Raw genomic sequence first — 23897 nt, forward strand, 5'->3', positions numbered from 1 at the left:
CATGCAGCCCCTGCGGAACCACGAAAGCTACCTGGCCTTCCTCGGTCACCGGCTGTCGGGACTGGCCCTGGCCGTCTTCCTGCCTTTTCATTTCCTCGTGCTCGGTCTCGCCCTCGAAGGCGCCGAGCGGCTCGATGCCTTCCTGGTCTTCGCCGAGCTGCCGCTGGTGAAGCTCGCGGAGTGGGGACTGGTCACGCTTCTCACGCTCCACCTCTGCTTCGGGCTTCGCCTGCTGGCGCTGGAGCTGCTGGTCTGGCCCTACCGCAACGATCCGCGCCTGCGCTGGATCTTTCCGGGAACAGCCGCCGCCATCGCGGTCGGCGTGGCCTTCTATGCGCAGGTCTGGTGAGCCATGCGGATCGAGCGCCTGAAGACCGACATCCTCATCCTCGGCAGCGGCGGCGCCGGCCTCTTCGCCGCGCTTCACGCCAAGCAGACCAATCCCGACCTCGACGTGACCATCGCCGCCAAGGGTCTGCTGGGCAAGTCCGGCTGCACCCGCATGGTTCAGGGCGGTTACAACGTCGCCCTGGGCGCCGGCGATTCCATCGAACGCCACTTCATGGACACCATCGTCGGCGGCAAGTGGCTGCCGCGCCAGGACCTCGCCTGGACCCTCTGCGTCAAGGCGGTCGAGCGCATTCGGGAGTTGGAGAACGAGGTCGGCTGTTTCTTCGACCGCAATGCCGACGGCACGCTGCATCAGAAGGCCTTCGCCGGTCAGAGCTTCGACCGCACGGTGCACAAGGGCGATCTCACGGGCATCGAGATCATCAACCGCCTGATGGAGCAGGTCTGGGCGCTGGACGCGCAGCGGCTGGAGGAACACCGCGCTATCGAGCTGATCCCGGCGCGCGACCGCTCCGGCATCGCCGGGGTGCTGTTGATCGACCTCCGCGACGGCGGCTACCGTCTGGTCGAGGCGAAAGCGGTGCTGCTGGGCACCGGCGCCGGCCCGACCATGTACCTCTATCACACGCCCTCCGGCGACAAGAGCTGCGACGGGCTGGCCATGGCCCTGCGCTACGGACTCGCGCTGCGCGACATGGAAATGGTGCAGTTCCATCCGACCGGTCTCCTGGGCGGGACCGACACCCGGATGACGGGGACGGTTCTGGAGGAGGGGCTGCGCGGCGTCGGCGGCTATCTGCTGAACGGTGCCGGCGAGCGCTTCATGGAGCACCAGCATCCGGCTGGCGAGCGGGCGACGCGCGACATCGTCTCCCGCGCCATCTATGCCGAGATGCGCGCCGGGCGGACGACCCCCATGGGAGGCGTCTTCATCGAAATGGCGCACCTGGGGCCGGAGCGTGTCGAAGACCTCTTTCCGGGTATGGTGAAGCGCTGTGCCGACTGCGGCTTCGACCTGGCCGGCGGGCGGGTCGAGGTGGTTCCGACAGCCCACTACATGATGGGCGGCGTCGAGTTCGAGGCCGACTGTTCGACCGCGTCGCCCGGGCTCTTTGCGGCGGGAGAGGACTGCGGCGGCGTCCACGGCGCCAACCGGCTGGGCGGCAACGGTGTCGCCAACTCCACCGTCTTCGGCGGCATCGCAGGCGAGTCCATGGCCGCCTTCGTCGCCGGCCAGCGGACCTGGCGGGAACCCGACGACAGCATCATCGATGCCGCCGTCGGGCGGGCGGAAAGGCCCTTTGCGCAGACGGCCGGCGACCTGAATGCGCTGCGGGAGACGCTCTGGCAGCAGATGTGGGACAACGTCGGCATCCTGAGAACCGCCAGCGGCCTGGAACAGGGCCGCGCTGCGGTGGCCGACCTTGCCGCTGCCTTGGAAGGGACCGGCCTGGCCGACGCCGACCGGGCATTTAATCTCACCTGGCACGACTGGCTCAATCTGCAGAACCTGCTTACCATCTCTGGCGTTATCGCCGAGGCGGCGCTGGCCCGTGAGGACTCCCGCGGTGCCCATTTCCGCGAGGACTTTCCGGAGACCGGCGACCTGGCGCAGAGCGCCTTCACACGGGTGCGCCTGGAGGGGCGCGCCCTTGAGACCGCGATGGTGCCGGTGGTCTTCGACCGGGTGCAGCCGGGCGAATCGCTGATCGCCGACGAGGCCGGGGCACCGCCGGCAGCGGCGGTTTAGGGAGGATGACATGATCGAGAATGCGGCGATCGAAGCGGCCGGCTACGAAATCATGCGCAAGGCCGCCATCGACATTCCGGAAGACTATCTGGCCGGCATCAAGGGCATGATCGACGTGGAAAGAGGCGATCTCTCGGCCTTTGTCCTGCAGTCCATGGTGGAGAACTGGGAGGCGGCCAGTGAGGACCGGCGGCCCATGTGCGCCGACACCGGCCTGCCGCGCTACTACGTCAAGGTCGGTGACCGGGCGGCCTTTACCGGCGGCTTTACCGGGATCGAGCGGGCGCTGCGCAGCGCGACGGCCCGGGCCACGCACGACGTCCCGCTGAGGCCCAACCGGGTGCACCCGCTCTGGCGCAGCGAGCACAACAACAACGTCGGCATCAACGCGCCGGAGATCGAGTGGAGCTTCGAGCCGGAGGCGGACTGGATCGACATCACCACCGTGCACAAGGGCGGGCTCTTCGGCTCCGACTACCGCATGCTCTTTCCCGGCGACGGCATCGACGGCATCAAGCGTTTCCTGTTGGATACCCTGATCGCCTTCGGCAAGCGGGGGCTGGCCTGCCAGCCGGCCATCGTCGGCGTCGGCATCGGCGGTTCCAAGGACACCTGCATGGTGCTCGGCAAGCAGGCGGCCTGCCTGCGCGTCGTCGGCGACCGCAACCCCGACCCGAAGATCGCCGCCCTGGAACTGGACCTGAAGGCGTTGGGAAACTCCATCGGGATGGGCGCCATGGGCTTCGTCGGATCTTCCATGGTGGTCGATTGCCACATCGAGGTCGGCTACACCCACACCGGCGGCATGCCTGTGTCCGTGCACACCTTCTGCCTGTCGTCGCGCCGCGCCACGGCGCGCCTTGCGGCGGACGGGTCCGTCACCTACCGCACCGACCCCCAGTGGTTCACCCCCTACATGCGCCGGGAGACTGTGGAATGGCCAAGCCAGGATCGAAGCTTAAACAGGTCCGCCTGAGCCTGCCGGCGAAACCGGAGGACATCGCGGCGCTGGAACTGGGCTCTGTCGTCTATCTGAATGGGCTCGTCTATACGGCCCGTGAGGGCGTCTACAATCGTGTCCTGACCGAGGGCGGCGCACTGCCCGACGGCCTGACCGCGGCCAGCAATGTGAACTTCCACTGCTCGCCCGCCGCAGCGCCGCAGCCGGACGGCAGCTACGTCATCGGCGGCGTAACGGCGACGGCCAGCTTCCGCTTCTCCAAGTACCTGGGCGAGTGGCTCGACCTGACCGGCACCAAGATCGTGATCGGCAAGGGCGGCATGCCGCGCGACGACTACAAGCAGGTCTTGGCGCCGCGCGGTGCGGTCTATCTGACCACCGTAGGCTACGGCACCGGCGCCCTGCTGGGCCGCGGGGTGAAGGGCGTGCGCTCGGTGCACTGGCTGAAGGATCTGGGCATCGCCCAGGCGCTCTGGCTTTTCGAGGTGGAGGACTTCGGGCCCTTCATCGTCGACAGCGACCTTGGCGGCAACTCGCTCTTTGCCCAGCAGGGCGACATCGTGAACAAGGGCATCGGCAAGCTCTACGAGGGCCTGAAGCCACCGGCGCTGCACCGCTACGGCGAGACCGACGACCGCGAAGACGAGGTGATGTAGCCGGCTAATCCAGCTTGAAGCCGCTAATCCAGGCGGAACCCTTTGCCGCGGATGAAGGCGCCGAAGCCGGTGCGCTCGGGCTTCGCGTACTGGCGCGTCTTGTCCTCCGACCAGCCGTAAGCCGTATCTTCTCCGAAGTCCTCGACAAAGCGCTGGGCGGCGTAGCGCCGGGAAGGATCGTAGGCCGTGACCGCTTCGCGGACGCCATCCTCGTCAAAGCGGTTCTCGTGCAGCGTAACGGAAAGCGGCAGGCGTGGGCTGATGGGGGCCGCCTCGGCCGGCCAGCCCACCGCCAGACCCGCCACCGGGAAGACGTGATCCGGCAAACCGAGAAGGTCGCTCACCTGTTCGGCATCGTTGCGCAGTGCTGAGATCGGGCAGGTTCCGAGGCCCAGCGCCTCGGCGGCCACCACAAAGGTGGCGAGCGCGATGCCGGCATCCACCGCGGCGTTGAAGAAGGCATCCAGATGGTCGTTGGCGAAGGCATGGCCGCGCCAGTCGTGGATCTGGCGCTGGCGGCGGTTGTTGCCGCAGAAGACCAGCAGGCTGGGCACGCCGGCGGTCCAGGCCTGATCGTCGATCAGGCGGCCGAGTTTGGCCCGCAGGTCCTTCTCCGTCACCACGACGAGATCGCGCTGCTGCAGGTCGCTCTTGGTCGGCGCCGAGAGGGCGACGGCGGCGAGCAGGCGCAGCAGGGCAGGGTCCACGGGTTCCGGCTTGAAATGGCGGACGGAGCCGCGGCTGGCGATCTTCGCCAGGCTCTCAAGCCCCGTCAGCGGGTCGTCGATCCGCAGCGACTCTGCGTCGCTGAAGCGCGCAGCCAAGGCGGACTGCAGGGCGTCGAGCCCCTGCGAGCGGTCCATTCCGGGTTCCTCTTTCTGGCTATCCCTGCGGCTGGCGTCAGAAGGTGCCGCCGCGGCCGGGGCCTGTCCACCCAAATTCGCCGCGTGGTCGCTGCGGGTGTCGGTCTGGAGCGTCAACTTGGCCGACCGTCAGGCGCTGCGGCGGTTCTGCCCGATCATGCTCTCACGCAGGTAGTCGGCGACCTGGCGCGCCGCCGGGTTGGGTTCGATGTTGCTTTCGTAGAGGTTGATCGTGAAGTTCGGCAGCTCCGGCAGGCCGCTGTCGCGCCCCAGGACCTCCATGTCCTCCGGAATGAAGGACGCGAGAAAAGCCGTCACCGCCAGGTCCGAGCGCACGGTGGTCATGGTTGCTTCGAGGGTGCCGTACTCGAAGACCGAGCGCCAGGGAATGTCCCGCGCCTCCAGAGCCTCGACGATGGGATCGCGGAAGGCGCAGGTCTCGCTGACGATGGAGAGGGGCAGGGGGCGCTTCCGGTGGGCCGTGCCGTTCCTGCTGCCGATCCACAGCAGACGTTCGACGGCGAGGCACTCGCCCTTGGACTCGCCGAGCGGTTCCTCGACCAGCGCCACATCGACGCTGCCGTCGCGCAGGCCCGCGAGCAGCATTTTGGAGGTGGCGCAGTTGAGCGACACCTCGATCCGGGGATTGGCCTCGGCAAAGCCCTCGAAGACCAGGGGCAGGTAGGTCGACACGAGGTCGAAGGGAATACCCAGGCGCACCTTGCCGTCGATCGCCGGGCCAGCCATGTCCTGCAGGATTTCGTCGTTCATCGCCAGCAGACGCTTGGCGTGGCCGAGCATCTGGTCGCCGCTGGCCGTAAGCTTGAGCCCACGCCGCGCACGGTCGAAGAGCACGCAGTCCAGCGTCTCCTCCAGGCGTTTGACCTGCTGGCTTACGGCCCCCTGGGTGAGACCCAGGCGGTCCGCGGCGGTGGTCATGCTTCGGGTGCCTGCGACTGCGGCGAAGGCGCGGAGCAGGCCGATGTCGAGGTTTCTGTTCATGGTTCAGATATCACAATTGCTAATTTCATATATTAATGGAATTGCCTTTCATAATACATTGAGCGGACCCTAATGTGAAGCCTCTTCGAAACTGCGGACGAGGGGCTGCCATGCCGGAGGTCTTTCCATCCCTGCTGCTCTTTGCGGTGGTCGCCACCATCACGCCCGGCGGCGCCACCACCTTGGCCACGGCCTCCGGCGTGCGCTTCGGGTTTCAGCGCAGTCTGCCGCTGGTGTTCGGGATCGCTGCCGGGCTTGCCGTTCTGGCGGCCTCCGCCGCCTCCGGCCTCGCCGCGCTGCTGCAGGGTCTTCCAGGACTGGGACTGGGGCTGAAGCTGGCCGGCACGGCCTACCTGTTCTGGCTGGCCTGGCGCATCGGCTCCGCCGGCACGCCGGACAGCCAGGCGGCGGATGCGACCCGGCCGCTCGGCTTTGCCGCCGGGGCGGCGCTTCTGCTGGTCAACCCCAAGGCCTGGGCCATGGTGTTCGGCGCCGCGGCCTCCTTTGCCTCGCTCTCGGCCCAACCCCTGGAACTGGCCGTGGTGATGGCGGGCACTTTCGGCGCCGCTGCAGTCGGATCGCTTTGCCTCTGGTGCGCCGGCGGTTCATTGCTGGCCCGCGCACTCAGCAAGGACTGGCAGTGGCGCATGGTCAACGTCACCCTTGGCCTGCTGCTGGCTGCCTCCGTACTGCCGATCTGGATCGCCTGATCCGGAGATCAGGCATGCACCGTCAGGTCCGGTTTCCAGCGACGATGCGGTCCAGGATCAGCGCGCAGAACAGAATTGCGAGGCCGGCCAGGATACCCTGGCCCTCGGAGGCGTACTGCAGGGCCTCCAGGACATCCTCGCCCAGCCCCTTCGCACCGATCAGCGAGGCCACCACAACCATCGCCAGGGACAGCAGGATGGTCTGGTTGACACCGGCCATGATGGTGCGGGCGGCCAGGGGCAGGTCGACCTTGAAGAGCAGGTAGCCGTTGGTTGCGCCGAATGCCATGGCGGCCTCGCGCGCCGCGTGGGGCACCTGCTGCAAGCCGAGCACGGTGAAGCGGATCACAGGCGGGCTGCCGAAGATCAGGGTGGCGACGATGGCCGCTGGCTTGCCTGCCCCGAAGAATGCGATCACCGGGATCAGGTAGACGAAGGAGGGCATCGACTGCATGAAGTCGAGGACGGGCCGCACGAAGGCATAGACCTTGGGGCGGCGGGCGCAGAAGATGCCAAGCGGAATGCCCAGGGTGATGGAGACCATCGCCGCCGCACCGAGCAGGGAGATGGTGGTCATCGCCTTCTCCCAGAAGCCGAGAACGCCAAGGTAGGCGAGGGCGGCCACCGTGAAGATGGCGACCCGCGGTCCCGCCGAGAGCCAGGCGAGCATGCCGACCACCAGAATGATCACCGGCCAGGGCGTCCCGACGAAGACGGTTTCCAGACCGTCCAGTAGGGAGCGGATGCCGAGGGTTATGGTGTTGAAGAACTCCGAGCCTGCCGTCTTGGCCCAGTCGAAACCGTCCTTGATCCAGTCGCCCACGCCGATGCGCCAGGCCTTGTCGGTCGGGAAGTCGAGCAGCACCGGCATCTGGTCCGGCTGTGCGAAGCGCAGGGCCGAGAGTCCGGCCACACCTGAGAAGATGACGGCGGCGACGGCGGCCCGCGGCCAGGAAAGCCCCTTGTCCAGGCTGCGGTCGGAGCGCCAGCGGGTGAATTGGCGCTCGAGTGCCCAGTTGGCGCTGCAGGCGGCCGCGGCCTTGGCGCCGAGCAGCAGAAAGAGGCCGAGGGCAATAAAGGTAAGGGTGTCTGCGGAGGCGGCTTCCGCCTTCTGCAGGGCGTCGGCCAGGGCCACCTCCAGCGACTCTGCGGCGCGCTGCAGGGCGTCCAGGCTGCTGGAGTTGTTGCGCGTCGCTTCCTCGATCTGCTGGCGCCGGGTTTCCAACGTGGCGGCGATGCTCTCGGCGCGTTCGCGTTGCTCGCGGCCCAGATCGCCGATGAGGCCGCGGGCAAGCTGAATGTAGGCAAAGGTCTCCACGATCAGGAAGGCGAGGAACCACGACCACAGCCCGCGCGCCCCGAACCAGACCGGGCTGAGCAGCCCGGCCAGTGGGTTGACGGTCAGGCGGTAGCCCGGCGCTTCGGTGATGTAGGCGAAGCTGCGCTGGTAGTAGCCCGCATTCGCGCCGGCGAAGTCGGCGATCAGGGCCGAAAGCTTGTCGTCGCGCGGGGTGTCGTTGCGGGGTGCGATCGCGCCGACGCTGTCCGCTGTGATGGCCTGGCTTTGGTCGTTCATTCGTCGCCTCCCCGGCTTCCCTGGATCGCACGCATCAGGTCGATGCGGTCGACAATGCCGATTTCGGCGCCGTCGTCGGCCAGGATCACGATCGGCCCGTCCTGTTGGACGGAGAGGTCGATCAGGTGGTTCAGATCCGCATCGTGGCGCGCGCGCAGCGCACCTTCCGGCACCGGCCCGCGCTCGGCGACGCGCTGCTCCCTGGGGATCATGATGGTGTGTGCGTAGACCAGCCCGAGCTTGGAAATGCCGGCAACGAAGTCCGAGACATAGTCGTCGGCCGGGTTCATCACGATCTCCTCCGGCGCGCCGGTCTGAACGATGCGACCGTCCTTCATGATGGCGATGCGGTCGCCGATCCGGATGGCCTCGTCGAGATCATGGGTGATGAAGATCGTGGTCTTGTGCAGCTCGGAGGCGAGCTCCATGAACTGATCCTGAAGCTGGCGCCGGATCAGCGGATCGAGCGCCGAAAAGGGTTCATCCATCAGCAGGATGGTGGGGTCGGAGGCGATGGCGCGGGCGAGGCCGACGCGCTGCTGCATGCCGCCGGACAGTTCGTGGGCGTACTTGTCCTCCCAGCCCGTCAGGTTGACCATTTCCAGAACGCGGTCGGCTTCCTGCCAGCGCCTGCTCTTGCCGGTGCCGCGGATTTCCAGAGGCATGGCGACGTTGTCGCGGACGGTGCGGTGCGGCATCAGACCGAAGTTCTGGAAAACCATGGCGACCCTCCGGTTGCGAAGGTCCCGCAGACTTGGGGGATCCATCGCCATGACGTCGTCGCCGTCGATCAGGATGTGGCCGTCGGTCGGCTCAAGCAGACGGTTGACATGGCGCACCAGCGTGGATTTCCCGGACCCGGACAGGCCCATCACACAGAAAATCTCACCGCGGCCGACGGAAAAGCTGGCATCCGCCACCCCGACAACGCAGCCGAACTCCTCCAGGACTTCGGCCTTCTCCAGCCCTTGGGAGCGGATGGCGGCCAGGGCTTCCGCTTCGCGTTCGCCGAAGATCTTCCAGACATTCCGGATCTCGATCGACGCACTCTGATCCTGGTTGCTCTGGGCCTGGCTACTCTGGGCCGGGCTACTCTGGGCCTGGGTATCCATGTGCCGCGTCTCCCCTCAACTGCGGATTTCGGGGGAGAGAGGGTGGGGTCTCTCCCCCGGCATCGTTACGCCTGTTTCGGCGTTCAATTGATCCCCAGCCAGCCGTCCACCGTGGTTCCGTTGGCGGCGACCCATTCTTTGACAACCTCGGAGGGCTCGCGGCCATTGACCACGACCTCGTAGGTCATCTGGGACACGGTGTCGCTGTCGAGGTCGATGTTGGTCAGGAAGGCTGCAACAGCCGGCGCCCTGGAATCCAGCGACCTGGAATGTGCGATGCGTACGGTCTTGACGGCATCGCCGGTCGTGATCTTGGACTTGTCGAACCAGTCCGCATCCTCGTTCGGCTGAACGATCGTGTAGCTGGCCGGGTCATGAGGTGGCTCTTCCAGCATGGTCACGTCGTAGAGCGCGTGCACGTAGTGCGGCTTGTAGCAATAGAAAACGGCGCCCTTTTTCCGGGCAACCGCATTCTGGAGCTTCGAATAGAAGACCGTTTCGTCTTCCGTGCCGGGCTCCAGGAAGGTGTCAATGCCGTAATCCCTTGCTTTGACCTTGTGGACGTTGGTCGAGGCCCAGCCGGAGGCACCGACCCAGATCTCGCCCTTGCCGTCGCCGTCGGCATCAAACAGCGTCTCCGCCATGGGCGTTCCGAGGTCGAAGACCGACTTGATGTTGTGCTCCTCGGCAATATAGGTGGGCACGCAGAAACCGGTGCGGCCTTCGTAGGAACCTTTGGACAGCGCCACCGTGCCCTTGCCGTCTACATACTCGTCGGTGAGGCTCTTCTGGTTGGGCAGCCAGACATCGGGGTGAACGTCGATATCGCCACGTCCGCCGTCCATCGCCGCGAAGATCACGGCGTTTGCGCCTGGGACGAGGTCGGCCTCGCCCCCCAGCTTCACCGTGATCACCTCCTTGATCAGGTTGGCAATGATCTTCGCGCCGGGCCAGGACGGCTCGCCGATCATGATGGTTTCCGCCTGCGCGGCCACTGGGCTGGCGACAAGCGCCGCCGCCGCGACGCCGAGCATCCATCTTCTCATCTCTCCACTCCTTCGCTTGAGTCCTTCTGAACCATGGTTTCTGCCGGTCCGCTCTCCGGCGCTGTCGTCAGTTGCGCATTCGGGTCAGGCTCTCGCCCGCTCGCGCTTGGGGTCCACGAAAGGGATCTCGCAGACGGTCGCCGTAAGGCGCTTCATCTGGCCGTCGAGTTGACCGACCTCCAGGCTCTGGCCGGGCTGCGAAACCTCGACAGCCAGCCGGGCAAGGGCAATGGCACGCTGCAGCGAGGGGGAGCGGGTGGCGCTGGTCACTTCCCCGATCTGACGGCGTCCCTGGAAAACCCCGTCTCCGTGGACCGGCACCTCGTTGCCGTCCAGCAACAGTCCCATCAGCTTCTTGGAAGGCGCTGCGGCGGCGCGGGCGAGGGCCTCTTCGCCGTGAAAACCGGTCTTGTTCTTTGCCACGGCAAAACCGAGGCCGGCTTCCATGGCATTGACCCCGGGCAGGAACTCGGCGCCCGCCGTCATGAGGCCGGCCTCGATGCGCAGCATCTCAAGCGCTTCCAGACCCATGGGCTGCAGGCCGAAGTCGGCGCCCCGCTCAATCACTGCATCCCAGATCTGCAGCGCATGGCGATGGTCGCAGAAGACTTCGTAGCCCAACTCGCCGGTGAAGCCGCTGCGCGTCAGGAAAAACGGCGGGCCGTTGCGGTCGTGCAGGCGGGCGACGGTACAGCCGAACCATTTCATGGTTTCCAGCGACGGCTGGGTCGGCTGGGTGAAGACGAGGCTTTGCAGCAGCGCCCGGCTGTTGGGGCCCTGCAGTGACAGGTTCGGCATCGACGACCACTGCGCCTTGATCCAGACCTTGTCGCCGCGCGCGGCCGCCAGGTCTTTCAGGTGGCGGGCGCTCTCGTCCGACCCGCAGCACCAGCGAAAGATCTCCGGCGCCAACCGAAACAGGGTCCCATCGTCGATGACGGCGCCGGTTTCGTCGCAAAGCAGGGAGTAGACGCCGCGGTTCACGGACAGCTTTGCGATATCGCGGGTCATTGCGTGCTGGAGCAAGGCCTCAGAATCCGGGCCGACAATGTCGAACTTGCGCAGCGACGACATGTCCTGCAGCGTCACCGCCGATCGGCAGGCCCAGTACTCTTCCAGGGCGCGGCTTGCCTCGTAGCTGCCCGGCAACCAGATATCGCGCGCGACCTGAAAGGCGCGGGTCAGTTTGCTGGTCCGGGGGTGGAAGGCGGACTCTGCGGTCAAGATGGCCTCCGAGTCTGGGGCGGAACGGTAGGCGGCGGCGCGCCTGATCGGGCGGTCCGGCTTATAGATGCGGACGTGAATGTCGGTCGGATTCCAGCCGTTGATCGGATCGACGTCGTCGGGGCAGGCGGTTGAGACACAGAGCAGGTCGGTGAGAGCTTCCATCACCACGTAGTCGCCGGCCCGGGACCAGGCCTCGTCGACACGCAGACGATTGTCGCTATGCGGAATCCAGGAGTTGAAGAAGAAATTGATCGCGGGCCAGGCCGGCCGGACGCCGATCCCGTAAGGCTCCATGGCCTGCGAAATGTTGTCGGAGCAGTTGACGTGTCCGGGAAAGCCCCGTTCCTCGTAACCGCGCGCGGTGCAGGCCAGCGCGAAGGTGTCATGCCGCCCGACCGTATCCTGGGTCAGCCGCAGCAGCGGGTTCATGTCCTGATCGAAGAACTTGTCGAAGAGCCCGGGGGCGGGGTAGGCGCCCCCGACGAGCGTGCGGGTGACGGTTGAGTCGATATGCCGCTCGAGACCCCGGTCCAGGGCCGCCAGATTGAACGCCATGAAGTCGGAACACTGCCGCCCGTCGACATCGATGACCTGGACGAAGTCGCCCTTCTGAAGACGGTACGCCCGCGCCGTCGCGCGCTCGACGCGAAGCTCCTCGCGCAGGTCGCCGAGCAGGGGCGGCAAGACTTCGTTCGGCGGCGCCTGCCGCTGCACCGCGGCGGTGACCGTGCCGCCGGCCCCGCCCGCAACGAGCCTGTCCAGGCTGACGGGGAGCACCAGCCAGAGGTCGCAGTCCTCCTGCGCCTTCAGGGTGAGGTTTTCGCCGGGCGTGACGCTGTCCCCGAACAGCCGGCCCGCCGGCAAGCGGTCGGCGCTGCCGCCCTGCGCGGCAATCCACCCGGAAAGGTGGCGCGAGTCGAAGCTGGTGAGATCCAAGGGCACGGCCGTCTGCGGGTCGAGCCCGATCGTCGCATGGGCCGCCGTGCCGTCGGGGCGAAGCGGAACCGCCAAAAGGGTGCCGCCGCCATCTTCCGTGGTCAGATTGACCAGATCGCCCGCGGTCAAACGCAGGTGAATGCTTTGGCCGGCGCGCAGGAGGTGACGCTCCGCCATTTGATCCGTGCCGGTCGCGGCCCAGCCATGTCCTGGGTAGTGGACGCCTTTTGACAGCAAGCCTTGGCGTGCAGGTGCATGAATCTGCATCACCCTGTCCTTTCCGGCCTTGTTTTTGTAACCGGTTACATTGCAATTGAATTGTAACCTGCCTCCGGCGTCAAGTACTTTGTGGGGAAGCGCGGTTCGTAGTCGAACGAAGGGCGCGCATCTTGGGGAGGCAGCAGTTTGGGGAGGCAAGGGCCCGGTGGTTCGATGACCGGCCAGCGGCAGGCTGGCGCGAAGAAGCCCGGAGTGCGAACGGTGGCGAAGGCTGCCGGTCTGTCGGTGGCTACGGTGTCGCGGGTCCTGAACGGCTCTGCATCCGTGCGCGCCGAGACCCGCGACCAGGTCATCGCGACCATGCGCGCGCTGGGCTATGCGCCCAATCCCGCCGCCCGCGCCCTGGCAACGCAACGCACCCGAACGATTGCAGCGGTCATCCCGACCCTGTCCCACTCCATCTTCGCGCGTTTCCTCAACGCGGTGGAAACGGCGCTGGCGGACTGCGGCTATGCCTTGGTGATTGCGACGACCAACGATGACCCGGACCAGGAACTGCGCCGGGTCGAGGAGGTCCTGGACATGGGGGCGGAGGGGTTGATCCTCTCCGGCGCGACCCATGTGCCGGAGCTTCTGGACCTGCTCGACCATCGGCAGATCCCAACCGTCTGTACCAGCATCTTCGAACCGCGCTATCAGCTTGCGACGATCGGCTACGACAATGCCGCCCTGGGGCGCCTGGCCCTGCGTTATCTTGCCGACCTCGGCCATCGCCGGATCGCCGTCATCCACGGGCCCCTGGAGAACAACGACCGGACGGTGCGGCGCGTAAAGGGTGTGAAGCGGGCAGCCAGAAAGGATCTGACGCTGACGTTCAAGGAAACCGGCCTGGACACCGAGGGCGGCGCCGCGGCCGCCCGCGCAGTGCTGGCGGAGCGCATCAGACCGACCGCCTTTCTCTGCCTGTCCGACGTCCTTGCGCTGGGCACGCTTTTCGAGACCCAGCGCCACGGCCTGTCGGTGCCGGGCGATCTCTCTGTCATGGGCTTCGATGACCTGGACTGGGCGGCTGTCTGCCAGCCGCCCTTGACGACACTGCGCCTGCCGACCGCCCGTATGGGGTGGCGCACTGCCGAGGCGCTGGTCACGCATCTGGACAAAGGTGCGGCGTTGCCCGACGTGCGGCTGGAGGCCACGATCGTTGAGCGCGCTTCGACGGCGGGCGTCTGATGACATCGGCAGTCGTGGTTGGAGAAGACTCGGATACGCAGGATGTCGGGAACCTCTGGTGGCGAACCGCTGGCGCGCCGCTTGCCGCTGAGCCGCTGGAAGGGAACGTCCGGGCCGACGCGGTGATCGTCGGCGGCGGCTTCACCGGGTGTTCCGCTGCACTGCATCTGGCCGAAGCTGGGATGGCCGTCCGACTCTTGGAGGCCCGGAGCATCGGCTTTGGCGGATCCGGGCGCAACGTCGGGTTGGTGAACGCCGGCCTCTGGCTGCCTCCGGAGAAGGTGGAGGAGGCCCTGGGCGAAGCTGTCGGCCGCCGCCTGAACGCCGCCCTGGCTGCCGGTCCGGAGCTCGTCTTCTCCCTGATCGGCCGCCTCGGTATCGATTGCGAGGCAACCCGCAGCGGCACTCTGCACTGCGCCCACAGCCAGGGCGGTCTCGACGACCTGAACGACCGCCTGCGCCAACTGCGCGCCCAGGGCGCGCCTGTGGAACTGCTGGACGCGCAGGAGACGGCCGCGCGGACGGGAACCCCGGCCTTTCACGGCGCGCTTCTGGACCGCAGGGCGGGGACGATCCAGCCGCTCGCCTACTGTCGCGGACTGGCGCGCGCCGCCCGCGATGCGGGCGCCGTTCTGCACGAACACACGCCGGCGCTGGATATCGCGCGCGACGGAGAGGCCTGGCGGGTTACGACACCTGATGGCAGTGTCACGGCCGGGGCGCTGCTGGTCGCGGTGAATGCCTACGGCCGGCCCGCCACGGGTATGCCAGCCCCGGCCTATGTGCCCGTTCACTACTTTCAGATTGCGACCCGGCCGCTCACCGACAATCTGCGGCGCGGTGTGCTGCCGGAGCGCCAGGGCTGCTGGGATACGGCGCCGGTCATGTCGTCCTTTCGGCTGGATGCGGCCGGACGGCTGCTGGTCGGTGCCGTGGGGTCGCTGGAGGGACCGGGTGCGCGCTGGCACCGTGCCTGGGCCGAGCGCAAGCTGGCGGCCCTGTTTCCCGATCTCGCGGGCATCGACCTGGAGCATGCCTGGTGCGGACGCATCGCGATGACGGGCGACCATCTGCCCAAGATCCTCCGCTTGGGGGAGCGCGGCGTTTCTGTCTTCGGCTACAGCGGCCGCGGGATCTCGCCGGGCACCACCTTCGGCAAGGCCGTAGCGGCCTATCTGGTCGACGGCAACGAGCGCGCGCTTCCCTGCGACCCGGTGGACGCTCATCGTGAGAGGCTTGCCGGCGTCAAACAGGCCTACTATGAGTTCGGCGCCTCCCTGACCCATGCGGTCGGCGAGCGCTAGCCGCCGCAGTCTTCCGCAACCACCCTCTCCACGAGCAGAGCAGTGACATGAGCGACAAACCCCGTCTGTGGATCACCCGTAAGCTGTCCGCCGCGACCGAAGCGAGAGCCCGGCACGACTACCACGTCATCCTCAATCCCGAAGACCGGGTCTTCACCGCCGAAGAACTCGTGGCCGGGAGCGCCGATGTGGACGCGATCCTGCCCTGCCACTCGGAGGTCTTTTCGGCTGACGTCGCCGCGCAGCTTTCGGACCGGGTGAAGATCATCGCCAACCACTCGGTCGGCGTCGACCACTGTGACCTGACTGCTCTGAAGGCGAAGGGTGTCGTGGTTACCAACACGCCCGACGTGCTCTCCGACGCCACGGCGGAGATCGCCTTCCTGCTCTTGCTGGGCGCGGCGCGGCGCGCCTCGGAGGGTGACCGCATGGTCCGTGCCGGCGCCTGGACCTCCTGGAGCCCCGCCTTCATGGTGGGCCAGCAGGTGACGGGAAAACGGCTGGGCATCGTCGGCATGGGCCGGGTCGGCCGGGTCATGGCGCGGCGCGCCCGCGGCTTCGATATGGAGGTGCACTACTACAACCGCAAACGCCTGGCCCCGGAGCTGGAGGAGGGCGCGACCTTCCATGACAACCTGGACGATCTGCTGGCGGTCTCTGAGTTCCTCTCGCTGCACTGCCCGGCGACGCCGGAGACCACGGACCTGATGAACCGGGAGCGTCTGGCCAAGCTGCCGGCCGGCGCGATCCTGGTCAACACCGCCCGCGGCGCGCTGGTGGACGAGGCGGCCCTGATCGAGGCCTTGCAGTCCGGCCATCTGGCGGCGGCTGGCCTGGATGTCTTCCGCCAGGAGCCTGGCGGCAATCCGGCCTTTGCGGCGCTCGACACCCTCTTCATGCTGCCGCACATCGGCTCCGCCACCCGGGACACCCGCGACGCCATGGGCTTTCGCGCGCTGGACAACCTGGACGCTTTCTTCGGCGGGCGCGAGCCGGCGGACCGGGTGGCCTGACCGGCACTCAGGGCTCTATGGCGGAACCCCGCCGAAAGCGCTATACCCTTCGGCAAGCAAGGCGGCCGCAAGGCCCCGTAAGCTGAGGGGGAGGGGGATCCTCCAGAACCGTTCCGGCCCGGGTCGTGCCTTTTCCAAGGGCCGGTCGGGCACCGGCGGTGCCTTCGGCAGCTAGGAAAGCAGGGCCTTCGCGCGAAGGCCGCAAAGGGAGAACAGGAGGGAAGAGCATGAACAAGGCATTGCGGGGAATGGCCCGGGGAATGGCCCGGGGAATGGTCCTGGGGGCCGCGGGGCTGCTGGCAGGCTTCGGAACGGCCCAGGCCGACGCCGTGAAGATCGGCATGATCACCACGCTCTCGGGGGGCGGCTCCAGCCTGGGGATCGACGTGCGCGACGGCTTCCTGCTGGCGGTGAAGCAGTCCGGCGCCAACGATGTCGAGGTCATCGTCGAGGACGATGCCCGCAAGCCGGACCTCGCCAAGCAGATCGCCGACAAGTTCATTCAGCGCGACAAGGTGGATATCCTGACCGGCATCATCTGGTCGAACCTGGCCATGGCGGTGGTGCCGGCCAGCGTGCGCCAGGGCATCTTCTACATCAGCCCCAATGCCGGGCCTTCGGCGCTCGCGGGCAAGGGCTGTCACGAGAACTACTTCAACGTCGCCTGGCAGAACGACAATCTGCACGAGGCCATGGGCGGCTACGTTCAGGCCAACGGGTTCAAGAAGCCCTTCATCCTGGCGCCCAACTATCCGGCGGGCCAGGACGCGCTCACCGGCTTCAAGCGCTACTACACCGGCGAACTGGCGGGCGAGATCTACACCAAGCTCGGCCAGACCGACTATGCGGCAGAGATTGCCCAGATCCGCGCCGCCGATCCGGATTCGATTTTCTTCTTCCTGCCTGGCGGCATGGGCATCGCTTTCATGAAGCAGTATGCCCAGTCCGGCCTCGACACTCCGGTCTTCGGCCCCGCCTTTTCCTTCGACCAGGGCATCCTGAAGGCCGTGGGCGATGCGGCGCTCGGCGTCAAGAACACCTCCCAGTGGTCGAAGGACATCGACAACCCTGCCAACAAGGCCTTCGTCGAAGCCTTCCAGGCGGAGTACGGGCGCCTCCCGTCGCTCTACGCCAGCCAGGGCTACGATGCCGCCAAGCTGATCCTGGCGGCCCGCGAGCAGGCAGGGGGCCTGGAAGACAAGGCAGCGTTCCGCGCAGCCTTGAAGGCTGCCGACTTTGACTCCGTGCGCGGCGCCTTCGCGTTCGCCGACAACAATCACCCGGTGCAGGACATCTACGTGCGCGAGGTGGTGAAGGAAGGCGATGTGCTGACCAACAAGATCGTCGGCGTCGGCCTCACCGGGCATGCCAACGCCTATGTCGCGGACTGCAAGATGTAGCGCCGCGGCGTCGCAGGTCACGGGGGCTGCCGTCCGGCGGCCCCCGTTTGTTTTCAGGGTCCTCCACCAGCCGCCGGGCGCAGCGTGTCCTTTGCCTTCCTGATCGAGCAGCTTCTGAACGGCCTCCAGTTCGGCGTCATGCTGTTTCTGATGGCCGCCGGCCTGACCCTGGTCTTCGGCGTCATGGGCCTGATCAACCTTGCCCACGGCTCCCTCTTCATGCTGGGTGCCTTCTTCTGCTCCTGGATCGCCGAGGCCAGCGGCTCGTTCTGGATCGGCCTCGGCGGCGGTTTCCTGGCAGCGGCCGCGGCCGGCGCCCTGATCGAATTCGTCGTTATCCGGCGGCTCTATGACCGCGACCACCTGGACCAGGTCCTGGCAACCTTCGCGCTGATCCTGATCTTCTCCGAAGTGACGCGCTGGGTCTTCGGCGACCAGCCGCTCTATCTCGACATTCCGCCGCTGCTGTCCGGCTTCCTGCCGCTGCCCGGCGGCGGGGGCTATCCCATCTACCGTCTGGCGATCATCGTCGTCGGGCTGCTGACCGCTTACGGACTCTACCTGCTGATCACCCGGACGCGTCTGGGCATGCGCATCCGCGCCGGAGAGTCGGACCGGGAGATGATCGGCGCCCTCGGCGTCGATATCCGCAAGCTCTATACCGCGGTCTTCGCCCTCGGCGCCGCGCTGGCCGGGCTTGCCGGCGGCATGGTGGGGGCGCTGCAGTCGGTGCAGGTGGGGATGGGCGAGCCGGTGCTGATCCTCGCCTTCGTGGTTATCGTCATCGGCGGCATCGGCTCGGTGAAGGGCGCGCTCGTCGCCTCGATACTGGTGGGCCTCACCGATACCCTGGGCCGCGTCTTCCTACCGCAGGCCTTCGCGCTGGTGCTGCCGGTCGCCGAGGCCACCGCCGTCGGTTCCGCCCTGGCCTCGGTCGCCATCTATCTTCTGATGGCGGCGATCCTCGCCTGGCGGCCCAAGGGCCTCTTCCCGGTGAACGCATGAGCCGCCGGCGATGATCGAACGCTCCCGCGAAACCCTGGTGAATGCCGTGCTGGCGGGCCTGCTGTTGGCGGCCCCCCTGGTCGCAACGCTGTTGGACGAACCCTTCTACGTCTCCCTGGCCAGCCGGGTGGCGATCCTCGCCCTGGCCGGCGTCGGCCTCAACCTGGCGCTCGGCTACGGCGGCATGGTGAGCTTCGGCCACGCGGCTTTCTTCGGCCTCGGCGGTTATGTGGCGGGCATCGCCGCCTTCCATGCCTTCGAGGGTTCGGCCTTCATCGCCTGGCCCATCACCATCGGCGGCAGCGACCAGCTTCTGGTCGTCTGGCTGGTGGCGGCCCTGGTGGCCGCGCTGGCGGCGCTGGCCATCGGCGCCATCTCGCTGCGCACCTCCGGCGTCTACTTCATCATGATCACCCTGGCCTTCGCCCAGATGATCTACTACCTCGCCATTTCCATTCCGGCCTATGGCGGCGAGGACGGGCTGGCGATCTACCTGCGCAACCAGATGCCGCTGGCTGATAGCAACAACCCGCTGGTGTTCTTCTTCCTCTGCTACGGCCTGCTGCTGCTGGCGCTGTTTGTCTCTGCGCGCATCGTGGCCGCGCCCTTCGGCATGGCGCTGCAGTGCGCGCGCATGAACGAGGTGCGCCTCGCCACCTCCGGCATCGCGCCTTACCCGGTGAAGCTCACCGCCTTCGTGATCTCCGCCGTGATCACCGGGATCGCCGGCGCGCTCTTCGCCGACTTGAACGGCTTCGTCGGACCTTCCATGCTGTCCTGGCACCGCTCCGGCGAGATCATGATCTTCGTCATCCTGGGCGGCGTCGGCCGCCTGTTCGGCCCACTCGCCGGGGCCGCGCTCTTCATTCTGCTGGAAAGCTTCATCGGCGGCTTCACCGACCGCTGGCAGCTTTTGCTCGGCGCGGTCCTGCTCGGCGTGGTGCTCTTCGCCCGCGGCGGGGTGATGGGGCTGCTGGCGGGGCGGGCCCGTCATGACTGAGCCGCTGCTGGAACTGCGGGGCCTGAGCAAGGCCTTTGGTGCCGTGAAGGCCTGCGACGGTGTCGATCTCACGCTGCTGCCCGGGGAGATCCATGCCCTCATCGGCCCCAACGGCGCCGGCAAGTCGACCCTGATCGCCCAGGTCGCCGGCTGGCTGAAACCGGACGCCGGGGCCGTGCATTTGTTGGGAGAGGACGTTTCCCACCTCTCCGTCGCAGCCCGGGCGAACCGCGGCTTGGGGCGCAGCTTCCAGGTTTCGTCGTTGGCCGGGGAGTTCAGTGCTCTGGGCAACGTGCTCCTGGCGCTGCAGGGGCGCGACCACGGCGCTTTCCGTTTCTGGTCGCCGCTGCGCAAGGACACCCGCCTGCGCGCGGAGGGCATGGCGATCCTGGAGCGTGTGGGCCTCTCGGACCGCGCCGGGCTGCAGGTCTCGACGCTTTCCCATGGAGAGCGGCGCCTCCTGGAGATTGCCCTGGCGCTCGCGCTGCGGCCCAAGGTGCTGCTGCTGGACGAACCCATGGCCGGCCTGGGTCCCGAAGGCACGCGCCAGCTCACCGAGTTCCTGAAACCGCTGAAGGCGGAGGCGGCAATCCTGCTGGTCGAGCATGACATGGACGCGGTCTTTGCCCTGGCCGACCGCATTTCGGTGCTGGTCTACGGCAAGGTCATCGCGTCCGGCCCGGTGGAGGAAATCCGCCGCTCCGCCGCGGTGCGCGAAGCCTATCTGGGGGACTCCTGATGCTGGAGGTCAGAGGCATTGAGGCCGCCTATGGCTCCTCCCAGGCGCTTTTCGGCGTCGACCTGGCCGTCGACGAAGGGCAGATGGTGGCGCTGCTCGGGCGCAACGGCATGGGCAAGACCACCACCATTCGTACTCTCTGCGGCCTGATGCCGGCCCGCGCCGGCAGTCTGACCTTTCTGGGAGAGGATATCGGCGGCCTGCCGGCCTACCGCATCGCCCGCCGCGGCATCGGCCTGGTGCCGGAGGGGCGGCGCTGCTTCCCGAACCTGACGGTGCGCGAGAACCTGCTGGCCACCGCGCGGGGCGAGGGCTGGGACCGGGCCGCCGTCGCCCGACTCTTCCCGCGGCTTGAGGAACGCGCCGAGCAGATGGCGCGCACGCTTTCCGGCGGCGAGCAGCAGATGCTGGCCATCGGCCGCGCGCTGATGACCAACCCGCGCCTGCTGGTCCTCGACGAGGCGACCGAGGGTCTGGCGCCCGTCATCCGGCACGAGATCTGGGCCGCCATCGCCGCCGTAAAGGCCCGCGGTCAAGCGATCCTCATCGTCGACAAGAACCTGAAAGACCTGCTGCCTCTTTCGGATACCTGCGTGATCCTGGAAAAAGGCCGCAGCGTCTGGCGTGGCAACCCGGACGACCTGGCAGCCGATGCCGACCTTCAGGACCGCTATCTCGGCCTGTGACGGCTCACGCAGCGTGGGTGCGGCGTGATTGGAGGCCTGTTGGTCCCTTGCCCTCCGCCGTCTGGCGCCGGGACAGCAGCGAGGACTTCTTGTGAATGCCGAGCGCCCGTTCGAGGACGGCCATGCCCTTGACCAGGGCCTCGCGGTCTTCCGCCGACAGGCCCTCCATCAGCTCCGCCTCGAAGCGCAGGACCTTCGGCGCCAGCCTGCGGTAGGCGGCGATCCCGGCGGCGGAGAGGGCGAGGTGTTCGATACGGCGGTCCTGCTCGTCGGTGTGGCGCTGGAGCCAGCGGCGGCGCTGCAAGGCGGCCACTGCCCGGCTGACCTTGGTCTTGTGCATGGCCGAGTGCGCGCCGATCTCGGTGGCCGTGGCGACGCCGAACTGGCCGAGGGTGGCCAGGGTCCGCCACTCCGGCACCGTCAAGCCGAACTCATTGCGGTAGATCGCCGAGAACTGGCGGCTGGCGATGGCCGCCGCCCGGTTCAGTCGGTAGGGCAGGAAAGTCTCCAGCTCCAGGGCGTCGGGCGCCTGGGCCCGTGATGGGTCGGTCTTCAGGGTCATTGCATACAATCCCTGTTCTGGTCCCCGTTCGGTGTCGCCGCACTTTGGGAGTTGTTTCCACGCAGCTTGATAGTTACATCTGCAACTATCACAAAGGCCCGGGTCTGTGCAAGCGATCCGGTATGGGCAAGCAGGGCTGCAGGCCTGCGGCTGCCGTTTGAGAAAGAGTATGAGGGAGTGAGTCTATGGCGCTGAGCTATCTTTCCGGGTTCGGCAACGAGTTCCAGAGCGAGGCCCTGTCCGGCGCCCTGCCGGTGGGGCAGAACTCGCCGCAGCGCTGCCCCTACGGCCTTTATGCCGAGCAGCTGAGCGGCACCGCCTTCACCGCGCCGCGGGACAGCAATGCGCGCACCTGGCTCTATCGCATCCGTCCCTCCGTCAGCCACCAGGGGCCATTCCAGAGCGTGGATCTGCCGCTCTGGGAAACCGCACCGCGGCCGGCGGCAGCGGGACTGGCGCTCGGCCCGCTGCGTTGGGGGCCGCCGCCGATCCCGGGGGAGGCCCTGACCTTCGTGACCGGCATGCGGACCATGACCGCCGCCGGCGATGCCCGCGTGCAGGACGGCATGGCCGCCCACCTCTACTTCGCCACCCGCTCGATGGAGCGGGAGTATTTCTATAACGCGGACGGCGAAATGCTGGTGGTGCCGCAGCAGGGCGGCCTGCGCTTCGCCACCGAGCTCGGCGTCCTGGAGGTGACGCCGGGCGAGATCTGTGTGCTGCCGCGGGGCATGAAGTTCCGTGCCGAACTGCTTGACGGGCCGGCAAGAGGCTACGTCTGCGAAAACTACGGCGCACGCCTGGCGCTGCCCGGCCTCGGGCCCATCGGCGCCAACGGCCTTGCCAACCCCAGGGATTTCCAGGCGCCGGTTGCGGCCTACGAGGATCAGGCGGAAGAGGCCCGCCTGACGGTGAAGTGGGGCGGCGCTTTCCACGCCTGCGCGATCGCCCAGTCGCCCCTCGACGTGGTCGCCTGGCATGGCAACTACACGCCCTACAAGTATGATCTCCGGACCTTTTCTCCGGTCGGCTCTGTCCTGACGGACCATCCGGATCCTTCGATCTTCACGGTACTGACCTCGGCCTCGGCGACGCCGGGCACCGCCAACGTCGACTTCGTCATCTTTCCCGACCGCTGGATGGTGGCGGAAGGAACCTTCCGCCCGCCCTGGTACCATATGAACGTGATGTCTGAGTTCATGGGGCTGATCTACGGCATCTATGACGCCAAGCCGGACGGCTTCCAGCCCGGCGGCATGAGCCTGCACAACGCCATGCTGCCCCACGGTCCCGACCGCAACGCCTTTGCCAAGGCAAGCACGGAGGACCTGGGCCCGGTCAAGCAAAGCGGCACCCTGGCGTTCATGTTCGAAACCAGGTTTCCGCAGCAAGTGACTGACTTTGGAGCTAATCTCGAAACCTTGGATAAGGACTACGTGACCTGCTGGGATGGCCTTGAAAAGCACTTCGAAGGCACGCCGTAGCTGTCGAGTTCGACATACAAGAGGGAACCCATGAAACTCGCAACCCTGAAGGACGGCAGCCGCGACGGCCGCCTGCTCATTGTGTCGCGCGACCTTTCCCGGGCGGCGAAGGCGCAGACCGTGACAACGCTGCAGGCTGCCCTCGACGACTGGACCGCGGCGGCCCCCGGCCTGGAGGCCGAAGCGGCGGCCCTGGAGGAGATCGTGAAAGCGGGCGGCGACGGCGGCGACAGCTTCCCCTTCGAGCCGGCCAAGTGCCACTCGCCGTTGCCACGCGCCTATCAGTGGGCCGACGGCTCGGCCTACGTGAACCACGTGGAACTGGTGCGCAAGGCGCGCGGCGCGGAGATGCCGGAGAGCTTCTGGACCGATCCCCTGATGTACCAGGGCGGCTCCGACTCCTTCCTTGGGCCTTGCGACCCGATCCCCTTCGTCGACCCGGCCTGGGGCCTCGACCTGGAGGGCGAGGTGGCGGTGATCGTCGACGACGTCGCCCCCGGCACAGCGCTGCCACAAGCGGCGGAAGCGATCCGTCTGATCATGTTGGTGAACGACGTCAGCCTGCGCGGCCTGATCCCCGGCGAACTGGCCAAGGGCTTCGGCTTCTTCCAGGCCAAGCCGTCCTCGGCTTTCTCGCCGGTCGCCGTGACCCCGGACGAGCTGGGTACCGCGTGGGATGGGGCGAAGCTGAGCCTGCCGCTGCTGGTCCGGCTGAACGGCGAGCCCTTCGGCAAGGCCGAGGCGGGCGAGGACATGACCTTCGACTTCGGCCAGCTCATCGCCCACGCGGCGCGCTCCCGCCCCCTTTCCGCCGGTAGCATCATCGGCTCCGGTACCGTCTCCAACCGCGATGCTTCCGGCGGGCCCGGCAAGCCGGTCGGCGCGGGCGGGCGCGGCTATTCCTGCATCGCCGAGGTGCGCATGGTGGAAACCATCCTGGACGGCGAAGCCAAGACGCCCTTCTTGCAAAATGGCGACAGCGTTCGGATAGAGATGTTGGATGCCGACGGCCGGTCGATCTTCGGCGCCATCGACCAGAGGGTGGAGCGGCTTAGATAGCGTTCC

22 protein-coding genes are annotated in these 23897 nt (G+C 67.2%); 15 read left to right on the top strand and 7 right to left on the bottom strand.

The annotated features are described in order from the left end of the window. The first annotated feature begins 1 nt into the window (after position 1). From ACO06P_RS24435 to ACO06P_RS24450, 4 genes are read left to right on the top strand one after another with little or no spacing between them, the layout of a single operon-like run. Positions 2-349, top strand: coding sequence for a succinate dehydrogenase, cytochrome b556 subunit (locus tag ACO06P_RS24435; RefSeq protein WP_420347824.1), 348 nt, complete (start codon positions 2-4; stop codon positions 347-349). Between the two features lie 3 nt (positions 350-352). After that, a complete protein-coding gene (locus ACO06P_RS24440) occupies positions 353-2101 on the top strand; it encodes an L-aspartate oxidase (protein ID WP_420347825.1) in 1749 nt (582 codons plus the stop codon). 10 nt (positions 2102-2111) lie between these two features. Beyond that, entirely contained in the window at positions 2112-3077 is a 966-nt protein-coding gene (locus tag ACO06P_RS24445; protein WP_420347826.1) for a fumarate hydratase, read from the top strand. After that, on the top strand, positions 3038-3718 hold the full coding sequence (locus ACO06P_RS24450; RefSeq protein WP_420347827.1) for a fumarate hydratase C-terminal domain-containing protein: 681 nt from the start codon (positions 3038-3040) through the stop codon (positions 3716-3718). The genes ACO06P_RS24445 and ACO06P_RS24450 overlap by 40 nt, the downstream gene beginning before the upstream one ends. 23 nt (positions 3719-3741) lie before the next feature. Here the strand turns inward: ACO06P_RS24450 and ACO06P_RS24455 are convergent, their stop codons facing one another. Both ACO06P_RS24455 and ACO06P_RS24460 read right to left on the bottom strand, forming a co-directional pair. Next, positions 3742-4581 carry a nitroreductase family protein gene (locus ACO06P_RS24455; protein ID WP_420347828.1) on the bottom strand — a complete coding sequence of 280 codons (840 nt, stop codon included), beginning with the start codon at positions 4579-4581 and terminating at the stop codon, positions 3742-3744. 129 nt (positions 4582-4710) lie between these two features. Then, positions 4711-5583: a LysR substrate-binding domain-containing protein gene (locus tag ACO06P_RS24460; protein WP_420347829.1), complete on the bottom strand. Its 873-nt coding sequence runs from the start codon at positions 5581-5583 to the stop codon at positions 4711-4713. A gap of 110 nt (positions 5584-5693) precedes the next feature. Between ACO06P_RS24460 and ACO06P_RS24465 the strand changes: the two genes are divergently transcribed. Beyond that, positions 5694-6293 carry a LysE family translocator gene (locus ACO06P_RS24465; RefSeq protein WP_420347830.1) on the top strand — a complete coding sequence of 200 codons (600 nt, stop codon included), beginning with the start codon at positions 5694-5696 and terminating at the stop codon, positions 6291-6293. A gap of 22 nt (positions 6294-6315) precedes the next feature. On the opposite strand, the gene ACO06P_RS24470 is transcribed toward ACO06P_RS24465, so the two are convergent. From ACO06P_RS24470 to ACO06P_RS24485, 4 genes are all read right to left on the bottom strand, one after another. After that, a complete protein-coding gene (locus tag ACO06P_RS24470; protein ID WP_420347831.1) occupies positions 6316-7869 on the bottom strand; it encodes an ABC transporter permease in 1554 nt (517 codons plus the stop codon). After that, positions 7866-8981: a quaternary amine ABC transporter ATP-binding protein gene (locus ACO06P_RS24475; protein ID WP_420347832.1), complete on the bottom strand. Its 1116-nt coding sequence runs from the start codon at positions 8979-8981 to the stop codon at positions 7866-7868. Before ACO06P_RS24475 ends, ACO06P_RS24470 begins: the two co-directional genes overlap by 4 nt. A gap of 83 nt (positions 8982-9064) precedes the next feature. Next, a complete protein-coding gene (locus ACO06P_RS24480) occupies positions 9065-10027 on the bottom strand; it encodes a glycine betaine ABC transporter substrate-binding protein (RefSeq protein ID WP_420347833.1) in 963 nt (320 codons plus the stop codon). 84 nt (positions 10028-10111) lie between these two features. After that, the gene (locus ACO06P_RS24485; RefSeq protein WP_420347834.1) at positions 10112-12367 is read right to left on the bottom strand and encodes a DUF1989 domain-containing protein; all 2256 of its coding nucleotides are present in this window, start codon (positions 12365-12367) and stop codon (positions 10112-10114) included. A 303-nt stretch (positions 12368-12670) separates the two neighbouring features. On the opposite strand from ACO06P_RS24485, the gene ACO06P_RS24490 reads away from it, so the two are divergent. The 8 genes from ACO06P_RS24490 (at position 12671) to ACO06P_RS24525 (ending at position 20786) form a co-directional block, all read left to right on the top strand. After that, positions 12671-13639, top strand: a complete 969-nt coding sequence (locus tag ACO06P_RS24490) for a LacI family DNA-binding transcriptional regulator (RefSeq protein WP_420347835.1) — start codon at positions 12671-12673, stop codon at positions 13637-13639. After that, on the top strand, positions 13639-14943 hold the full coding sequence (locus tag ACO06P_RS24495; protein WP_420347836.1) for an NAD(P)/FAD-dependent oxidoreductase: 1305 nt from the start codon (positions 13639-13641) through the stop codon (positions 14941-14943). The genes ACO06P_RS24490 and ACO06P_RS24495 overlap by 1 nt, the downstream gene beginning before the upstream one ends. Before the next feature lie 47 nt (positions 14944-14990). Further along, positions 14991-15956 carry a 2-hydroxyacid dehydrogenase gene (locus ACO06P_RS24500; protein ID WP_420347837.1) on the top strand — a complete coding sequence of 322 codons (966 nt, stop codon included), beginning with the start codon at positions 14991-14993 and terminating at the stop codon, positions 15954-15956. Positions 15957-16183: 227 nt separating this feature from the next. Then, on the top strand, positions 16184-17356 hold the full coding sequence (locus tag ACO06P_RS24505; protein WP_420347838.1) for an ABC transporter substrate-binding protein: 1173 nt from the start codon (positions 16184-16186) through the stop codon (positions 17354-17356). A gap of 84 nt (positions 17357-17440) precedes the next feature. Then, positions 17441-18361, top strand: a complete 921-nt coding sequence (locus ACO06P_RS24510) for a branched-chain amino acid ABC transporter permease (protein ID WP_420347839.1) — start codon at positions 17441-17443, stop codon at positions 18359-18361. Positions 18362-18371: 10 nt separating this feature from the next. Further along, a complete protein-coding gene (locus ACO06P_RS24515) occupies positions 18372-19361 on the top strand; it encodes a branched-chain amino acid ABC transporter permease (protein ID WP_420347840.1) in 990 nt (329 codons plus the stop codon). Then, positions 19354-20100: an ABC transporter ATP-binding protein gene (locus ACO06P_RS24520; protein ID WP_420347841.1), complete on the top strand. Its 747-nt coding sequence runs from the start codon at positions 19354-19356 to the stop codon at positions 20098-20100. The genes ACO06P_RS24515 and ACO06P_RS24520 overlap by 8 nt, the downstream gene beginning before the upstream one ends. After that, positions 20100-20786 (top strand): ABC transporter ATP-binding protein, encoded by a 687-nt coding sequence (locus ACO06P_RS24525; RefSeq protein WP_420347842.1) that lies wholly within the window; start codon positions 20100-20102, stop codon positions 20784-20786. The genes ACO06P_RS24520 and ACO06P_RS24525 overlap by 1 nt, the downstream gene beginning before the upstream one ends. 4 nt (positions 20787-20790) lie before the next feature. On the opposite strand, the gene ACO06P_RS24530 is transcribed toward ACO06P_RS24525, so the two are convergent. Beyond that, the gene (locus tag ACO06P_RS24530) at positions 20791-21348 is read right to left on the bottom strand and encodes a MarR family winged helix-turn-helix transcriptional regulator (RefSeq protein ID WP_420347843.1); all 558 of its coding nucleotides are present in this window, start codon (positions 21346-21348) and stop codon (positions 20791-20793) included. Positions 21349-21533: 185 nt separating this feature from the next. Between ACO06P_RS24530 and hmgA the strand changes: the two genes are divergently transcribed. Continuing rightward, positions 21534-22832 carry a homogentisate 1,2-dioxygenase gene (gene hmgA, locus ACO06P_RS24535; RefSeq protein WP_420347844.1) on the top strand — a complete coding sequence of 433 codons (1299 nt, stop codon included), beginning with the start codon at positions 21534-21536 and terminating at the stop codon, positions 22830-22832. A 30-nt stretch (positions 22833-22862) separates the two neighbouring features. Then, positions 22863-23891, top strand: a complete 1029-nt coding sequence (locus tag ACO06P_RS24540) for a fumarylacetoacetate hydrolase family protein (protein ID WP_420347845.1) — start codon at positions 22863-22865, stop codon at positions 23889-23891. The last annotated feature ends 6 nt before the right edge of the window (positions 23892-23897 follow it).

Origin of the sequence: Pelagibius sp. (genome assembly GCF_965227505.1) — a bacterium.
Lineage (GTDB): Bacteria > Pseudomonadota > Alphaproteobacteria > Kiloniellales > Kiloniellaceae > Pelagibius.

What these genes read in the sequence shown, in the direction of transcription:
- ACO06P_RS24520 (WP_420347841.1), top strand. Translation starts at nt 19,354, where the DNA reads ATGACTGAGCCGCTGCTGGAACTGCGGGGCCTGAGCAAGGCCTTTGGT.
- ACO06P_RS24540 (WP_420347845.1), top strand. Translation starts at nt 22,863, where the DNA reads ATGAAACTCGCAACCCTGAAGGACGGCAGCCGCGACGGCCGCCTGCTC.
- ACO06P_RS24530 (WP_420347843.1), bottom strand. Translation starts at nt 21,348, where the DNA reads ATGACCCTGAAGACCGACCCATCACGGGCCCAGGCGCCCGACGCCCTG.
- ACO06P_RS24485 (WP_420347834.1), bottom strand. Translation starts at nt 12,367, where the DNA reads ATGGCGGAGCGTCACCTCCTGCGCGCCGGCCAAAGCATTCACCTGCGT.
- ACO06P_RS24500 (WP_420347837.1), top strand. Translation starts at nt 14,991, where the DNA reads ATGAGCGACAAACCCCGTCTGTGGATCACCCGTAAGCTGTCCGCCGCG.
- hmgA (WP_420347844.1), top strand. Translation starts at nt 21,534, where the DNA reads ATGGCGCTGAGCTATCTTTCCGGGTTCGGCAACGAGTTCCAGAGCGAG.
- ACO06P_RS24480 (WP_420347833.1), bottom strand. Translation starts at nt 10,027, where the DNA reads ATGAGAAGATGGATGCTCGGCGTCGCGGCGGCGGCGCTTGTCGCCAGC.
- ACO06P_RS24515 (WP_420347840.1), top strand. Translation starts at nt 18,372, where the DNA reads ATGATCGAACGCTCCCGCGAAACCCTGGTGAATGCCGTGCTGGCGGGC.
- ACO06P_RS24435 (WP_420347824.1), top strand. Translation starts at nt 2, where the DNA reads ATGCAGCCCCTGCGGAACCACGAAAGCTACCTGGCCTTCCTCGGTCAC.
- ACO06P_RS24455 (WP_420347828.1), bottom strand. Translation starts at nt 4,581, where the DNA reads ATGGACCGCTCGCAGGGGCTCGACGCCCTGCAGTCCGCCTTGGCTGCG.
- ACO06P_RS24495 (WP_420347836.1), top strand. Translation starts at nt 13,639, where the DNA reads ATGACATCGGCAGTCGTGGTTGGAGAAGACTCGGATACGCAGGATGTC.
- ACO06P_RS24470 (WP_420347831.1), bottom strand. Translation starts at nt 7,869, where the DNA reads ATGAACGACCAAAGCCAGGCCATCACAGCGGACAGCGTCGGCGCGATC.
- ACO06P_RS24460 (WP_420347829.1), bottom strand. Translation starts at nt 5,583, where the DNA reads ATGAACAGAAACCTCGACATCGGCCTGCTCCGCGCCTTCGCCGCAGTC.
- ACO06P_RS24440 (WP_420347825.1), top strand. Translation starts at nt 353, where the DNA reads ATGCGGATCGAGCGCCTGAAGACCGACATCCTCATCCTCGGCAGCGGC.
- ACO06P_RS24505 (WP_420347838.1), top strand. Translation starts at nt 16,184, where the DNA reads ATGAACAAGGCATTGCGGGGAATGGCCCGGGGAATGGCCCGGGGAATG.
- ACO06P_RS24445 (WP_420347826.1), top strand. Translation starts at nt 2,112, where the DNA reads ATGATCGAGAATGCGGCGATCGAAGCGGCCGGCTACGAAATCATGCGC.
- ACO06P_RS24525 (WP_420347842.1), top strand. Translation starts at nt 20,100, where the DNA reads ATGCTGGAGGTCAGAGGCATTGAGGCCGCCTATGGCTCCTCCCAGGCG.
- ACO06P_RS24475 (WP_420347832.1), bottom strand. Translation starts at nt 8,981, where the DNA reads ATGGATACCCAGGCCCAGAGTAGCCCGGCCCAGAGTAGCCAGGCCCAG.
- ACO06P_RS24465 (WP_420347830.1), top strand. Translation starts at nt 5,694, where the DNA reads ATGCCGGAGGTCTTTCCATCCCTGCTGCTCTTTGCGGTGGTCGCCACC.
- ACO06P_RS24450 (WP_420347827.1), top strand. Translation starts at nt 3,038, where the DNA reads ATGGCCAAGCCAGGATCGAAGCTTAAACAGGTCCGCCTGAGCCTGCCG.